This window comes from Agromyces kandeliae (assembly GCF_009674665.1).
Lineage (GTDB): Bacteria > Actinomycetota > Actinomycetes > Actinomycetales > Microbacteriaceae > Agromyces > Agromyces kandeliae.
Genome location: NZ_WKJD01000004.1, coordinates 1 through 14,632, shown reverse-complemented (window position 1 = coordinate 14,632; position 14,632 = coordinate 1). Strand labels below are relative to the sequence as shown.

Annotated in this window: 15 protein-coding genes; all 15 read right to left on the bottom strand. The window is 72.3% G+C overall.

The features are described from left to right. Positions 1 to 14 precede the first annotated feature (14 nt). Positions 15 to 710, bottom strand: coding sequence for a (d)CMP kinase (gene cmk / locus GJR97_RS01160; RefSeq protein ID WP_407643562.1), 696 nt, complete (start codon positions 708 to 710; stop codon positions 15 to 17). Next, positions 707 to 1,789, bottom strand: a complete 1,083-nt coding sequence (locus tag GJR97_RS01155; protein ID WP_324612970.1) for a prephenate dehydrogenase — start codon at positions 1,787 to 1,789, stop codon at positions 707 to 709. The genes cmk and GJR97_RS01155 overlap by 4 nt, the downstream gene beginning before the upstream one ends. After that, the gene (locus tag GJR97_RS01150; protein ID WP_324612969.1) at positions 1,790 to 2,587 is read right to left on the bottom strand and encodes a pseudouridine synthase; all 798 of its coding nucleotides are present in this window, start codon (positions 2,585 to 2,587) and stop codon (positions 1,790 to 1,792) included. It lies immediately after the preceding gene. Beyond that, positions 2,574 to 3,314, bottom strand: a complete 741-nt coding sequence (scpB, locus tag GJR97_RS01145; RefSeq protein WP_229275898.1) for an SMC-Scp complex subunit ScpB — start codon at positions 3,312 to 3,314, stop codon at positions 2,574 to 2,576. Before scpB ends, GJR97_RS01150 begins: the two co-directional genes overlap by 14 nt. After that, positions 3,304 to 4,188 carry a segregation and condensation protein A gene (locus GJR97_RS01140; RefSeq protein WP_407643561.1) on the bottom strand — a complete coding sequence of 295 codons (885 nt, stop codon included), beginning with the start codon at positions 4,186 to 4,188 and terminating at the stop codon, positions 3,304 to 3,306. Before GJR97_RS01140 ends, scpB begins: the two co-directional genes overlap by 11 nt. After that, complete coding sequence (locus tag GJR97_RS01135) at positions 4,172 to 5,059, bottom strand: ParA family protein (RefSeq protein WP_324612968.1); 888 nt, start codon at positions 5,057 to 5,059, stop codon at positions 4,172 to 4,174. Before GJR97_RS01135 ends, GJR97_RS01140 begins: the two co-directional genes overlap by 17 nt. A gap of 45 nt (positions 5,060 to 5,104) precedes the next feature. Next, positions 5,105 to 6,046: a site-specific tyrosine recombinase XerD gene (gene xerD, locus GJR97_RS01130; protein ID WP_324612967.1), complete on the bottom strand. Its 942-nt coding sequence runs from the start codon at positions 6,044 to 6,046 to the stop codon at positions 5,105 to 5,107. Beyond that, the gene (locus tag GJR97_RS01125; RefSeq protein ID WP_154344729.1) at positions 6,007 to 6,681 is read right to left on the bottom strand and encodes an NUDIX domain-containing protein; all 675 of its coding nucleotides are present in this window, start codon (positions 6,679 to 6,681) and stop codon (positions 6,007 to 6,009) included. The genes xerD and GJR97_RS01125 overlap by 40 nt, the downstream gene beginning before the upstream one ends. Position 6,682: 1 nt before the next feature. Then, positions 6,683 to 8,377 (bottom strand): CTP synthase, encoded by a 1,695-nt coding sequence (locus GJR97_RS01120; RefSeq protein WP_324613038.1) that lies wholly within the window; start codon positions 8,375 to 8,377, stop codon positions 6,683 to 6,685. 148 nt (positions 8,378 to 8,525) lie between these two features. Next, complete coding sequence (recN, locus tag GJR97_RS01115; protein WP_324612966.1) at positions 8,526 to 10,223, bottom strand: DNA repair protein RecN; 1,698 nt, start codon at positions 10,221 to 10,223, stop codon at positions 8,526 to 8,528. Further along, positions 10,216 to 11,130, bottom strand: a complete 915-nt coding sequence (locus GJR97_RS01110) for an NAD kinase (RefSeq protein WP_324612965.1) — start codon at positions 11,128 to 11,130, stop codon at positions 10,216 to 10,218. Before GJR97_RS01110 ends, recN begins: the two co-directional genes overlap by 8 nt. Beyond that, on the bottom strand, positions 11,127 to 11,936 hold the full coding sequence (locus GJR97_RS01105) for a TlyA family RNA methyltransferase (RefSeq protein WP_324612964.1): 810 nt from the start codon (positions 11,934 to 11,936) through the stop codon (positions 11,127 to 11,129). The genes GJR97_RS01110 and GJR97_RS01105 overlap by 4 nt, the downstream gene beginning before the upstream one ends. A gap of 3 nt (positions 11,937 to 11,939) precedes the next feature. Then, entirely contained in the window at positions 11,940 to 12,128 is a 189-nt protein-coding gene (locus GJR97_RS01100) for a hypothetical protein (protein ID WP_154344727.1), read from the bottom strand. 83 nt (positions 12,129 to 12,211) lie between these two features. Next, positions 12,212 to 13,243 carry an HAD-IIA family hydrolase gene (locus GJR97_RS01095; RefSeq protein ID WP_154344726.1) on the bottom strand — a complete coding sequence of 344 codons (1,032 nt, stop codon included), beginning with the start codon at positions 13,241 to 13,243 and terminating at the stop codon, positions 12,212 to 12,214. After that, positions 13,240 to 14,193, bottom strand: coding sequence for a hypothetical protein (locus GJR97_RS01090; RefSeq protein ID WP_195760577.1), 954 nt, complete (start codon positions 14,191 to 14,193; stop codon positions 13,240 to 13,242). The genes GJR97_RS01095 and GJR97_RS01090 overlap by 4 nt, the downstream gene beginning before the upstream one ends. Positions 14,194 to 14,632: the final 439 nt, after the last annotated feature.

Sequence of the window (14,632 nt, the reverse complement as noted above, 5' to 3'; positions counted from 1 at the left end):
CACAACCTGTCTATTCAACCAGTTCGAACCTGAGCATCCCGGATGACGTCGAGCATCGCCTCCACGGTCTGGTCGAAGTCGAGGTCGGTCGAATCGACGGTGACGACGCCGTCCGCGGCGTTCATGAAGTCGACGACCTTCGAGTCCGCCGCGTCGCGCGCGCGCAACTGCTGGCCGGTCGTCGCGGCCGAGTGGCCGACGAGTTCAGCGGATCGGCGCGCCATCCGCACCTCTTCCGACGCGGTGAGCAGGATGCGCGCGGGCGCGTCGGGCGCGACGACGGTCGTGATGTCCCGTCCCTCGACGACGATCCCGCCGCGTCGCTCGCCGGCCATGATCGCCCGGAACAGCTCGATCAGGTGGGCCCGCACTTCGGGGACCCTGGCGACCTGGCTCACGACGCCCGAGATCCCGGGTTCGCGGATCGCCTGCGTGACGTCGGTCGAGCCGACGTGCACGGTGTAGCCGGTCGGGTCGGTGCCGATGCGGTAGTCGAAGGAGTCGAGGCACGAGACGACGGATGCCGCGTCGGCCGTGTCGACGCCGCATGCGGCCGCGTGCCACGCGAGCGCCCGGTAGGCGGCGCCGGTGTCGAGGAAGCCCCAGCCGAGGCGACGGGCGACCTCCTTGGAGACGCTCGACTTGCCGCTGCCGGCGGGGCCGTCGACGGCGACGACGACGGGGTGGACGGGATCGTGCTGCATGGTCATCCTGCGATCCGCCAGCCGCGTTCGGCCAGCTCGGTGGTCAGTCGGCCGGCCGCCTCGGGCACGACCTGCACCTCGGCGAGGCCGACCTGGCGGCCCGGCGAGTGCTCGAGGCGGAGGTCTTCGAGGTTCACGCCGATCTCGCCGATCTCCGCGAGGAGACGTGCGAGCTGCCCGGGCCGGTCGTCGATCATCACGACGATCGTCGTGAAGCGCTTGTCGGTGCCGTGCTTGCCCGGCAGGCGCGCGACGCCGGTGTTGCCGCCCGTGAGCTCCTCGGCGACGCGGCGACGGGCGCCGGGCGCGGCGGGGTCGGCGAGCGCGTCGATGAAGCGGTCGAGGTCCTCGCGGTACGCGAGGAGGATGTCGCGCACCGGCGATGCGTTCGCGCCGAGGATCTGCACCCACAGGTCGGGGTCGCTCGCGGCGACCCGCGTCACGTCGCGCACGCCCTGGCCGGCGAGTCCCAGCGCCGCGTTCGGGGCGTCGAGGAACCTCCGCGCCATGATGCTCGAGACGACCTGCGGCACGTGCGAGATGAGCGCCACGCCGGCGTCGTGCTCCTCGGGCGTCATCTCGACGAGCGTCGCCCCGAGGTCGAGGATGAGGTCGTCGATCGCACTCGCGCGGCGGTAGCTGATCTCGTCGTGCGCGGCGACCACCCACGGGCGGCCCGCGAACAGGTCCGCGCGCGCGGCCAGCGGTCCCCCGCGTTCGCGCCCCGCGAGCGGGTGCGAGCCGATGTAGCGCGACACGTCGGCGCCTGCGGCTTCGAGCTCGGCCAGGATGCCGGCCTTCACGCTCGCGACATCCGTCACGATCGCCCCCGGGAACGCGGCGAGTTCCGACGCGACGACGGATGCCGTGACATCCGGCGGCACCGCCACCACGATGAGCTGCGGCGCGTCGTCGGGCTCTGCGGGGCGCCCGGCGCCGAGGTCGACGGCGATCGCGACGTGCGTCGGCGACGCGTCGGCGAGGATGACGTCGATGCCGCGCGTGCGGAGCCCGAGCGCCACGCTCGTGCCGAGCAGGCCGGCACCGACGACGCGCACCGGTCCGATGAGCCGTGACTCGACCACCTACCCGTTCCCCTTCCGCTCGACGTCCGCCGCGCGCACGATGGTGAGCAGCTGGCCGAGTTCGACTCTAGTCAACTCGCGCACCGCGCCCGACTTCAGCGTGCCGAGGTGCAGCGGGCCGAACTGCCGGCGCACGAGCTCCACCACCGGGTGCCCGACGGCCTCGAGCATCCGGCGGACGATCCGGTTCCGGCCGGAGTGCAGCGTCACCTCGACCATCGTGTGCCGCTGGTCGCCCTGCGCCTGCAGGATCTTCGCGCGGTCGGCGCGGATCGGGCCGTCCTCGAGGTCGACGCCGCGCTTCAACCGCTGCAGCGTCTGCGGGGTCATCCGACCGGCCACCTTCGCGATGTACGTCTTCTCGACGCCGAACGACGGGTGCGCGAGCACGTGCGCGAGCTCGCCGTCGTTCGTGAGCAGCAGCAGCCCGCTGGTGTCACCGTCGAGGCGGCCGACGTTGAACACGCGCACGTCGAGCGGGTCGGTGAAGCGTCGCAGGTCGGGCCGCCCCTGCTCGTCGCGCATCGTCGAGACGACGCCGCGCGGCTTGTTGAGCATGAAGTACCGCTTCTCCTGGTCGAGCTGCACCGCGACGCCGTCGACCGCGACCTCGTCGGCGAGCGGGTCGATGCGCGTCCCGAGCTCGGTCACCACCCGACCGTTCACCTCGATGCGACCCTCGACGATCAGGTTCTCCACGACGCGACGGCTCGCGACGCCCGCCGCGGCGAGCGCCTTCTGCAACCGCACCCCCTCGGATGCGGCATCCCGGTCTCCCGGGCGATCAGACGAGGTCACGTTCGAATCCCTCCTGGCCGCCGTCGAGCAGCGGCGAGATCGGCGGCAGGTCGTCGAGCGACGCGATGCCGAGGTTCGTGAGCAGCAGCTCCGTCGTGCCGTACAGGATCGCGCCCGTCTCCTCGTCCGTGTCGACCTCGGTGATGAGGCCGCGGCCGTACAGCGTGCGGACGACCGAGTCGACGTTCACGGCGCGGATCGACGCGATCGACGAGCGCGAGATCGGCTGCTTGTAGGCGATGACCGCGAGCGTCTCGAGCGCGGCCTGCGACAGCTTCGTCGAGGTCTGCGCGAGCACCGCGTTCGTGATGAGCGCGTCGTACTCGGTGCGCGCGTAGAAACGCCAGCCGCCGCCCACCTCGCGGAGTTCGAAGGCGCGGCGGATGCCTCCGGCCGCCGCCTGCTCCCCCGCGTCCGTTCTCGGCTCGCCCGACGGAGCGCCGCCGTCGTAGTCAGCGACGAGGCGCGCGATCGACGCCTTCACCTCGGCGATCGGGCGTGCGACGGCCGCGGCGAGGTGCACGAGTCCCTGCGGTTCGTCGGCGATGAACAGCAGCGCCTCGATCGCGCGGTCGAGGTCGAGGCGTGGCTGGCCGGGCACGTCGAGCGGGGTCGAGACCGAGACCTCGGGGCGCCCGTCGGGCGGCGTGGCGGCCACCGTCGGCGCCGCGTCATCCGTCGGCATGGCATCGTCCGTCGGCATGGCGCCGTCCGTCTCACTCGTCATAGTCGGCTCCCAGGCTGTCCAGTCGGTCGTCGGACCAGTTCTCGTTCGCGGCCCATCGCAGGGTCAGCTCTCCGAGCGGTTCGAGCTGCTCGAAGCCGATCGCGTCGTGCCGGTAGAGCTCGAGGACCGCGAGGAAGCGCGCCACGACCACGCCCGGCCGGTCGACGCCCGCGATGAGTCGGCGGAACGAGATCGGATCCCCGCGGCGGAGCACCGCGACGACGTGCGCGGCCTGCTCGCGGATCGACACGAGCGGCGCGTGCAGGTGGTCGAGTCCCACGGTCGGCAGTTCGCGCGGGGTGAGCGCGAGCGTGGCCAGGGCTGCGAAGTCGGCGGGCCCGAGCGTCCAGCGGAGCTCGGGCGTGCGCTGCCGGAAGCGCTCCTCGAGCTTGACCGTGCGCGCGTGCCGCAGCGACTCGACCTCGATCCGGCCGCCGAACCAGCGCGCCGCCTCCTTGAACGCCCGATACTGCAGCAGCCGCGCGAACAGCAGGTCGCGCGCCTCCAGCAGCGCGACGTCCTCCGCGTCGACGAGTTCGCCCTGCGGGAGGAGCCCAGCGACCTTGAGGTCGAGCAACGTCGCCGCGACGACCAGGAACTCGCTCGCGCGGTCCAGGTCTTCGTCGGTCTCGATCCCGCGGAGGTACGCGATGAACTCGTCGGTGACCGCCGACAGCGACACCTCGGTGATGTCGAGCTCGTGCTTGGCGATGAGCGAGAGCAGCAGGTCGAACGGGCCCTCGAAGTTGGACAGGGCGACCCGGAACTCCGGCTCGGCCCCTGGCCCGGTGGCGTCGGGCGTGCGGGGCGCATCGCCCGTCTCGCCCGCCGGGGTGCTCGGCTCCGCCGCCCTGGGCTCAGGCGACCGCGCCACGGTCGACCAGCTCCCTCGCGAGCTGACGGTACGCCCGCGAGGCGGGATGCTCGGGCGCGAACTCGGTGATCGGCGTCGCGGCGACCGTGGCATCCGGGAACTTCACGGTGCGCGTGATCACGGTCTCGAGCACCTTCTCGTCGAAGGCGTCGACGACGCGCTCGAGCACCTCGCGCGAGTGCAGCGTCCGGGCGTCGTACATGGTCGCGAGGATCCCGTCGAGCGTGATGGCGGGGTTCAGCCGGTCGCGCACCTTGTCGATCGTCTCGATGAGCAGCGCGACCCCGCGCAGCGCGAAGTACTCGCACTCGAGCGGGATGACCACGCCGTGGCTCGCCGTGAGGGCGTTCACCGTGAGCAGGCCGAGCGAGGGCTGGCAATCGATCAGGATGACGTCGTAGTCGGCCGACACCTTGCGAAGCACGCCCGCGAGGATCTGCTCGCGGGCGACCTCGGTCACGAGGTGCACCTCGGCCGCGGAGAGGTCGATGTTCGCCGGGATCACGTCGAGCCCCTCGACGCCGGTGCGCTGGATCGCGTCGACCGGCGCCACGTTGCGGCTCAGCAGCAGGTCGTAGATCGTCGGGACGTCGTGCGTCGGCACCCCGAGCCCCGCCGAGAGCGCACCCTGCGGGTCGAAGTCGACCGCGAGCACGCGGCGGCCGTAGTCGGCGAGGGCTGCGCCGAGGTTGATCGTCGTCGTGGTCTTGCCGACGCCGCCCTTCTGGTTGCAGAGCGCGATGATCCTGGCCGGTCCGTGCGATCGGAGCGGCGCGGGTTCCGGGAACTCGCGAGCGGGGCGGCCGGTGGGACCCAGGTCCGACGACTCCAGCGTGGCGGTGCCGTCCGCCGGGTCGTGTTCGTAGGTCACGGTGCGGCTCTCTCTCCCCGTCGATTCCGGAATGCTTGGTCGATTCTAACGAGCACGGGGGTGGGCGACCGTGTACATCTCCCGGAGTGTATCGGCCGTGACCAGCGTGTAGATCTGGGTCGTGGACACGGAGGCGTGCCCGAGGAGCTCCTGGACGACGCGCACGTCGGCGCCGCCCGCGAGCAGGTGGGTCGCGAACGAGTGGCGCAGCGTGTGCGGCGAGACGGATGCCCCGACCCCGGCCCGCTCCGCGGCATCCTGCAGCACCTGCCAGACGGCCTGGCGCGACATCCGCCGGCCGCGGACGCCGAGGAACAGCGCGGGCGTCGCACTCCCCCGCGCCGAGAGCACGGGGCGGGACCGCACGAGGTAGGCGTCGAGCGCGGCACGCGCGAAGCTGCCGACGGGCACGATGCGTTCGGTTCCGCCCTTGCCGAAGAGGCGCACGACCTCCTCGTCGACGAGGTCGTCGACGTTGAGCGCGGTCGCCTCTGAGACGCGCGCGCCCGTCGCGTAGAGCATCTCGAGCAGGGCGACGTCCCGCAGTGCGGTGACCTCGTCCCCGACGCGCGCCGCCTCGATGATCGCGGCGACCTCTTCGACCGGGATCGCCTTGGGCAGCCGCATCGGCAGCTTCGGCGGACGGAGGTCCTTCGCGGGGTCGGTCGGCGCGCGCCCCTCCTCGGCGAGGAAGCGGTGCAGGCCGCGCACCGCGGAGAGCACGCGCGCGATCGACGAGACCGCGAGGGCGGGTTCCCGTTCGGAGCCGAGGTAGCGGACGAACGCCGTCAGGTCGGCCTCCGCGGCGGCCTCCGGCCCGGCGATGCCCGCGTGCTCCAGCCAGTCGGCGTAGGTCGCGAGGTCGCGCCGGTACGAGGTCAGGCTGTTGCGCGCGAGTCCTCGCTCCACCGTGAGGTGGCGCAGGTAGTCGTCGACCGCGCGCGAGCTCACCCGGCGGCCGGCCTGCGGTTCGGGTGCGCGGGCCACGGTGCGTCGGCGGGTGCGAGCGTCGCCCAGCCCCGAGACCGCGCGGCCACGGCCGCGAGGACGCCGACGGTGAATGACGGGTTGCCGACGCGACGTGCGAGGACGGCGTCGACGCAGTCGTCGAGTCCGACCCATCGCACCTCCATGTCGGCCTCCTCGTCCTCGCGAGCGTGCGCCTCGGGTGCCGCCGCGAGGCCGCGGGCCAGGAAGATGCGGATGGCCTCGTCGCTGCCGCCCGGCGTCGTGAAGTAGTCCGCGAGCACGGCCCAGTCCGACGCCACGAGGTCGGCCTCCTCGGCCAGTTCGCGCCTGGCCGCCTCGAGCGGCGGTTCGTGCGCGATGTCGAGCAGGCCCGCCGGGATCTCCCAGTCGCGCGCACGGACGGGCTGGCGGTACTGCTTGATGAGCAGGACGCGGTCCTCGTCGTCGAGTGCGAGGATCGCGACCGCACCGGGGTGCGCCACGTACTCGCGGACGATGCGGGTCGCGTCCGGGCCGTACTCGAGCGTGTCGCGCCGCACGTCCCAGATCCGACCCTCGAACACGGTCTCGCGTTCGAGGATCGGCAGGTCGACGTACTCGTCGACGGGCAGGTCGGCGATCGGCTCCACCGGCCCGCCGACCTCGCGCGTCATGTCAGGCGTCCTCGACGTCGTCGAACAGGAGGCTCGCCTGCCGCCGCTCGAGCGCCGCGCCGACGAGGCCGCGGAACAGCGGGTGCGCGTCGTTCGGACGGCTGCGCAGCTCGGGGTGCGCCTGGGTGGCCACGTAGAACGGGTGCACGTCGCGCGGCAGCTCGACGAACTCGACGAGGTGCCGGCTCGGCGACATGCCGGAGAAGACCATGCCCGCCTCGGCGATGCGGTCGCGGTACGCGTTGTTGACCTCGTAGCGGTGACGGTGCCGCTCCGACACCTCGGTCGCTCCGTAGAGCTCGGAGACGATCGACCCCTCGTCGAGCGCCGCCGGGTACAGGCCGAGCCGCATGGTGCCGCCGAGGTCGCCGCCGGCGATGATCTCGACCTGCTCCTCCATGGTCGCGATGACCGGGAACTCGGTGTCGGGGTCGAACTCGCTCGAGGATGCGCCGGGGAGCCCTGCGACGTTACGCGAGTACTCGATGACCATGCACTGCAGGCCGAGGCAGAGGCCGAGGGTCGGGATGCCGTTCTCGCGTGCGAAGTGCAGCGCCCCGAGCTTGCCCTCGATGCCGCGCACGCCGAAGCCGCCGGGCACGCAGATCCCGTCGAGGTGCGACAGCTTCTCCTTCGCCCCCTCGGGGGTGCGGCACTCATCGGAGGGGATCCACTCGATGCTGACCTTGGTGTCGTTCGCGAACCCGCCGGCACGAAGGGCCTCGGTGACCGACAGGTAGGCGTCCGGCAGGTCGATGTACTTGCCGACGAGCCCGATGGTGACTTCGTGCGCCGGGTCGTGGACCACGCGGAGCAGGTCGGCCCATGCCGACCAGTCGACGTCGGCGGCCTTGTCGTCGAGCCCGAGCGCCTCGATGAGGTAGGCGTCGAGGCCCTGCTCGTGCAGCATCGTGGGGATGTCGTAGATGGACGGCACATCGACCGCGTTGACCACGGCGGCCTCGTCGACGTCGCACATGAGCGCGATCTTGCGCTTGTTCGATTCGGTGACGGGCCGGTCGCTGCGCAGCACGAGCGCATCCGGCTGGATGCCGATCGAGCGCAGCGCGGCGACGGAGTGCTGCGTCGGCTTCGTCTTCTGCTCCCCCGAAGCGCCCATGAACGGCACGAGCGAGACGTGCACGAAGAACACGTTCTTGCGGCCGAGCTCGTGACGCACCTGGCGTGCCGACTCGATGAACGGCTGCGACTCGATGTCGCCGACCGTGCCGCCGATCTCGGTGATGATCACGTCGGGCTTCGGCGTCTCGGTCGCCTGGAGGCGCATGCGGCGCTTGATCTCGTCGGTGATGTGCGGGATCACCTGGACGGTGTCGCCGAGGTATTCGCCGCGTCGCTCCTTGGCGATGACGGTCGAGTAGATCTGCCCGGTCGTGACGTTGGCCGCCTGCGACAGGTCGATGTCGAGGAACCGCTCGTAGTGCCCGATGTCGAGGTCGGTCTCGGCTCCGTCGTCGGTCACGAAGACCTCGCCGTGCTGGAACGGGTTCATGGTGCCCGGATCGACGTTGAGGTAGGGGTCGAGCTTCTGCATCACCACCCGCAGTCCCCGCGCCGTGAGCAGGTTGCCGAGGCTTGCCGCCGTCAGGCCCTTGCCCAAAGAAGAAACGACACCACCGGTCACGAAGATGTGCTTGGTCGTGTCGTTCGAATTGTCTGCGCCGCGATCATCCACCACGGGCTTGTAGTCTATCCGACTCGCGGCTGGGAATGGCCCGAACCTTCCCCGAACCGCGACGACGGATGCCTCGACGCCCGTGATCGCAGGAGAACCGCCGGACGATCACGGCCGGAGGACCCCGATCGTCCGGGCGTGTCGCCGGTCAGGCCGCGTCGGCGTCGGCGATCTCGAGGAGCTCGCGCGCATGCGCGAGCCCTGACGCGGAGTCGGCGAGCCCCGAGAGCAGTCGTGCCATCTCCGCCTCGCGCTCGGCGCCGTCGAGCTGTCGCACGCTCGACGCGGTGACGCGACCGTCGGTGCCCTTCACGACGCTGAGGTGGTTCGATGCGAACGCGGCGACCTGCGCGAGGTGCGTGACGACGATGACCTGCGAACGCTCCGCGAGGCGGGCGAGACGGCGGCCGATCTCGATCGCGGCGGCACCGCCGACACCTGCATCGACCTCGTCGAAGACGAACGTCGGCACGGGATCGGCGCCGGCGATGACGACCTCGATCGCGAGCATCACCCGGGAGAGCTCGCCGCCCGATGCGCCCTTGGCGACGGGCCTCGGCTCGGTGCCCGGGTGGGGACGCAGCAGGATCGAGACCTGGTCCCGGCCGTGCGACGTCGGCTCGTCGAGCGGCTCGACCGTCACGGTGAGCTCGGCGTCGGGCATGGCCAGCGCGCCGAGTTCCGCCGTGACCTCGGCGGCGAGACGGGATGCCGCGTCCGCGCGCAGCGCACTGATCCGGGCGGCGAGTTCGTCGACCTCGGCGGCGCGCTGCTCGACGTCTCGCTCCAGCGTCTCGATCCGGTCGTCGTCGCCATCGAGTTCGACGAGGCGCAGCCCGCCGTCGTGTCGGAAGGCGATGGCCTGGTCGAGCGTGCCGTGCCGGCGCGCGAGGGTCGCGAGGATCGCGCGGCGCTCCTGCACCGCCTCGAGCTCGGCCGCGCCATCCGCATCGAGCCCGGCGAGGTACCCCGAGAGCTCGGTCGCGGCGTCCGCAAGGGCGAAGCCGGCGCTCGCGACGGCCTCGGCGATCGGCGCCAGTGCCGGGTCGTGCGCGACCACCCGGTCGACGTGGCGGCGCGCGGACTCGACGAGGGTGATGGCATCCGGCGTGTCGTCGCCGGCGACCTCGGCCGAGATGAGTTCCCGTGCCTGGGCCGCGGCCAGCCGCAGGTCCTCGAGGTTGGTGAGCCGCTCGGCGCGCTCCTGCAGCGCGCCATCCTCGCCGGGCTGGGGGTCGGCGGTCTCGAGCTCGTCGAGCGCGAGCCGGAGCTCCTCCGCCTCACGGAGCCGCTCGTCGTGGTGCTCGCGGAGCGAACGGAGCTCATCGGCCCCGGTACGCCAGTCGCGATAGGCGTCGCGGTACGCGGCCTGCGCGTCGGCGAGCTCGGGCCCGCCGAACCGATCGAGCGCCTCCCGCTGCGCGGTCGCCGAACGGAGTCGTTGCTGGTCGGCCTGGCCGTGGACGACGACGAGGTGGTCCGCCAATTCGGCGAGCACGCCGACCGGGGCGCTCCGCCCGCCGACGATCGCGCGACTGCGGCCCTCTGCGGACACCGAGCGGCCGAGCAGCAGTTCGCCGGCGTCGATCTCGCCGCCCGCGTCGGCGACGCGCTCCGCGACGGGCTCGGGGTCGGCGAGCAACCAGCGGCCCTCGACCCACGCCTGCTTCGCGCCCGAGCGGACCGTGCCCGCGTCGGAGCGCGCGCCGAGCAGGAGTCCGAGCGCAGTGACGACCATGGTCTTGCCCGCGCCGGTCTCGCCGGTGACCGCCGTGAAGCCGGGGCCGAGCGGCAGCGTGGCCTCGGCGATCACGCCGAGGTCGCGGATTGCGAGTTCCTCAATCACCGGCGACCGGCCCCCTCCATCCCGTGACGGGCAGCTGGAACTTGTTCACGAGCCGATCGGTGAACGGCGCCTGGTGCAGTCGTGCGAGCCGCACGGGCACCGCGGATCGGCGGACGACGACGCGCGCACCGGGCGGCAGCTCGAACATCCGGCGGCCGTCGCACCAGATCACCGCCGCGGCCTCGGCCCGTTGGAGCACCTCGACGGCGAGCGACGAATCCGGGCCGACGACGAGCGGACGCGCGAACAACGCGTGGGCGCTCAGCGGCACGAGCAGCAGCGCCTCGACCGCCGGCCACACGACCGGACCTCCGGCCGAGAAGGAATAGGCCGTCGATCCGGTCGGGGTCGACATCACGACACCATCGCACCCGAACGACGAGAGCGGTCGACGGTCGACCTCGATCACCACCTCGAGCATGCGCTCGCGTTCGGCCTTCTCGATGGTCGCCTCGTTCAGCGCCCAGCCCTCGTACACGACTTCTTCGCCGACCTTCGCGCGCACCGAGAGCGTCATGCGCTCCTCGACCGTGTAGTCGCGCGCGAGCGCGCGGCCGACGGTGTAGCCGAGGTCGTCGCGTTCGCTCTCGGCGAGGAAGCCGACGTGGCCGAGGTTGACCCCGAGCAGCGGGACCGGGTGCTCGCGGGTGAGTTCAGCAGCCCTGAGGATCGTGCCGTCGCCGCCGAGGACGATGACGAGCTCGATGTGCTTCGGCGAGACCTCCTCGAACCGCTTGACCACGCCCTCGAGTTCGGGCAGCGCCGTCATGACGTCGTGCCACTGCTCCGCAGCGACGACCGGCACCGCTCCGGCTGCGGCCAACTGCCCGCACACGTCTGCGGTCGCTTCGAGGGCCGACGACCGACCGGTGTGGGAGACCACGAGGAAGTACCGCGCATCGCTCACGCCGTGACGCCTCCCGTCGCTGCTCGGACCTGACTGGTCCATTCTGACGGATCGGCACCCCGCGTCGGACTGAGCAGGACCACGACCTCGCGATTGCCGTGCGTTCCGGCGATCGGGGAGGACAGGACGCCCGCCGTGCGCAGCCCGAGGTCGTGTGCCGCCCACAGCACGTTCATGACCGCGTCGCCGCGGGCTGCAGGATCGCGTACGACACCCTCGCGCGTGCCGCTGCGCCCCACCTCGAACTGCGGCTTGACGAGCAGCACGAACTCCGCGTCGGACGCCGCCGTCGCATGCAGCGCGGGAAGCACGGTCGTGAGCGAGATGAACGACAGGTCGGCCGTCACCAGCGAGGGCCGCTCGTCGACACCGGTCAGGCGCGCGAGCGTCGCCGCGTCGAGGTGGCGCACGTTGCATCCCTCCACCGGCACCAGGCCGGGGAGGCCGTGCAGTTCCGGCGCGAGCTGGCCGTGCCCGACATCGACCGCGAGCACCGTCGCGGCGCCCCGCTCGAGCAGCACCTGCGTGAACCCGCCCGTGGAGGCCCCCGCGTCGAGGACGACCCGACCCCCGGGGTCCACGCCGAAGGCGTCGAGTGCGGCGATGAGCTTGTGCGCGGCACGGCTGACGTAGTGGTCCGCGGCGGCCACCTCGATGACGGCGTCGGCCGCGACGCGGTGCGCGGACTTCGTGACCGGCTGCCCGTCGACGCGCACCGCGCCGTCGGCGATCAGGGTGGCCGCGTGCGTTCGCGAGCGCGCGAGTCCTCGCGCCGCGAGCGCCGCGTCGAGTCGCTGCGTCGACACCGATCAGCTCGTGGAACGGGCGGGGTCGGATCGCTCGAGCTCGCGCCGGAGCTGCTCCGCCATCGCGTCGAACCCGGCCGCGCGCTCCTCCAGCGGCGACGCCTCGATCGACGAGAGCGCATCGGCGGCCGCGACCGCGAGGTCCTCCGGCGCCTCCACCGGGTCGTCAGGGTCGAAGTCTCCTGTGCTCACGACGTCCACGCTACCGGGTGCCACCGTCGACGAGGCCGGCCCCACGCGCACAGCGCGCACCACGGGCCCGGCGATCGCCCCGGTCAGCGGTAGAGCCGCTCCGGAACGTCGAGTGCATGGATCGCCGTCCCGCTCTCCCAGATCGCCGCGCACGCGGCGCGCAGGAGGTCGAGCGGGTCGTCGCCATCGCGCTCGATCACGACGCGCCGCCCGTCGACCCGCACCTCCGCCCCGCGGACGCGCACGCCGCCACGGCGGCGTTCGACCTCCGGGTAGGGCTCGTGGAGCTGGCGGAGATCGGCGACGATGTAGTCCGGCCTGCTCGCGGCATCCGCTGCCAGCACCTGCTTCGCACGGTCGATGCCGGTGAGCACGACGAGCGAGGCGATGCCGGCCCGGTTCGCGCCGCGGATGTCGGTGTCGAGACGGTCGCCGATCATGAGCGGGCGCTCCGCGCCGAACCGCTCGCGCGCCTCGTCGAAGATCGGCGTCTCGGGCTTGCCGGCGACCTCCGGGAATCGGCCGGCGGCCGTGTGCACCGCGGACACGAGCGTGCCGTTGCCGGGTGCGATGCCGCGCTCGACCGGGATCGTCCAGTCCATGTTCGTCGCGATCCAGGGGATGCCGCCGGGCTCTCCGGGGCCACCGTGCGCGTTCAACGCGAACGCGGCCTCGGCGAGTTGGCGCCAGCCGACGTCCGGGTGGAAGCCCTGCATGACCGCATCGGGCGCGTCGTCCGCGGAGCGCGTCACGCGGTAGCCGCCGCGTTCGAGTTCCGTGATGATGCCGTCCCCGCCCACGACGAGCACGAGCGCACCCGGGGCGACGGATGCCGCGAGCAGCCGCATCGCCGCCTGCGGCGAGGTCACGACGTCGCGCGCCGCGGGCGAGAGCCCGAGCGAGCCCAGGTGCGCAGCGACCTGCTCGTCGCTGCGCGAGGCGTTGTTGGTGATGTACGCGACCGGGAGCGACTCGGCGACGGCGTTCAGGCTCTCGACCGCGTGCGGGACCGCGTGGGGCCCCGCGTAGACCACGCCGTCGAGGTCGGCGAAGACCGCGTCGACGCCGTCGAGCGGGGTCGACGCGGCGCGCCGTGATGCGAAGAGCGGACTCATCCGCGCTCGGCGTCGGGACCGCCGCCCTGCTCGTCGTCGAGGTCCGCAGTCTCCGCGAGGATCGCGGCCACCTCGGGTTCGATCGCATCGGCCGGATCGGACTCGCCAACGGCATCCGCGTCGGCAGGGGGCTCGGACTCGGCCTCGGCCTCCGTGTCGGCGCCGGCGCCGTCGGTGTCCGCCACGGCGGACTCGTCGCCCTCGGGCCGCGCCTCGTTCGCGTCGATCGCGACCAGCTCCTCTTCGACCTCGAGCTCGAAGACCTCGATGAAGTCGGGACGCGCGCCATCGAGCGCCGCCTCGGCACGCTCGGAGAGCGCGCGCCAGTGCGCGGCATCCGTCGAACGCCCGAGTTCCTCGAGGACCTCCGCATACGCGGCGAAGAGGGCGGGGCTGTACGAGAACGCGCGATCCGGGTCGAGCTGCGGCACCTCGAGCTCCGCGAGCGCCAGGTCGGGCTGGTCGAGATCGAGGCGGGCCCCCGACATCGCGATCGCGAGTGCGGCCTGCACGGCGGCCGGCAGCGTCGAACGGTCGACCGACCTGCCGAGCTCGAGGGCCCGGTCGGGGCGTCCGACGCCGCGCTCGCTGTCCACCATGAGCGCGATCTGGTCGTCGTTGCCCGAGATGCGGCGATAGGTGCGCAGTTCCCGGAGTGCGAGCGCGAAGTCGCCCGTCGCATACGCGGTGATCGCGAGCGTCTCGCGGACGACGGCGACGCGGCCGGCGCGACGCGACGCCGACAGCGCGTGCCGGTGCGCGAGCATCGGGTCGTCCTCGAGTGCCTCGGATGCCGCGACGAGGTGCCGCGCCACCGTCTCCGCGTTCTCCTTGGAGAGGGTCTTCAGCTCCGCGCGAGCAGCCCGGTCGAGATCCTTCGGCGTGATGCGATCGGCGATCGGCGGATCATCGTGCCGTGGGCGAACGGCGAGCTCGGCCGCGCCGTGCACGGCCTGACGCGGGGCACGCTCGCGGTCCGACGAGCGCTGGGCGGGACGGCCTGCGACACGACCGCCGGAGCGATGCTCGCGCGACCCACCGGGCCGATCGGACCGGCGCTCCTCGCGGCCGGAACGATCGTCGCGGGAGCCGTATCGGCGATCACCGGCGTCGCGTGGCCGGTATCCCCGCTCCCCTCCGCGATCATCGCGGGAACCGGCGGAACGCGGGCCCCCACGGTGATCCGACGCACCGTACGAACGCTGACCGCCACGGTCATCCCGCGAACCGTACTTCCGCTCCCCGCCACGGTCGTCCCGGGAACCATACTTCCGCTCCCCGCCACGGTCATCCCGCGAACCATACTTCCGCTCCCCGCCACGGTCATCCCGCGAACCGTACTTCCGCTCCCCGCCACGGCCGTCACGGGAACCGTACGAACGCTGACCG

Bases quoted from the DNA above. Each gene is read 5' to 3' on its own strand.
- GJR97_RS01095 (WP_154344726.1), bottom strand. From the start codon at position 13,243: ATGAGTCCGCTCTTCGCATCACGGCGCGCCGCGTCGACCCCGCTCGAC.
- GJR97_RS01125 (WP_154344729.1), bottom strand. From the start codon at position 6,681: ATGACGCGCGAGGTCGGCGGGCCGGTGGAGCCGATCGCCGACCTGCCC.
- cmk (WP_407643562.1), bottom strand. From the start codon at position 710: ATGACCATGCAGCACGATCCCGTCCACCCCGTCGTCGTCGCCGTCGAC.
- scpB (WP_229275898.1), bottom strand. From the start codon at position 3,314: ATGACGAGTGAGACGGACGGCGCCATGCCGACGGACGATGCCATGCCG.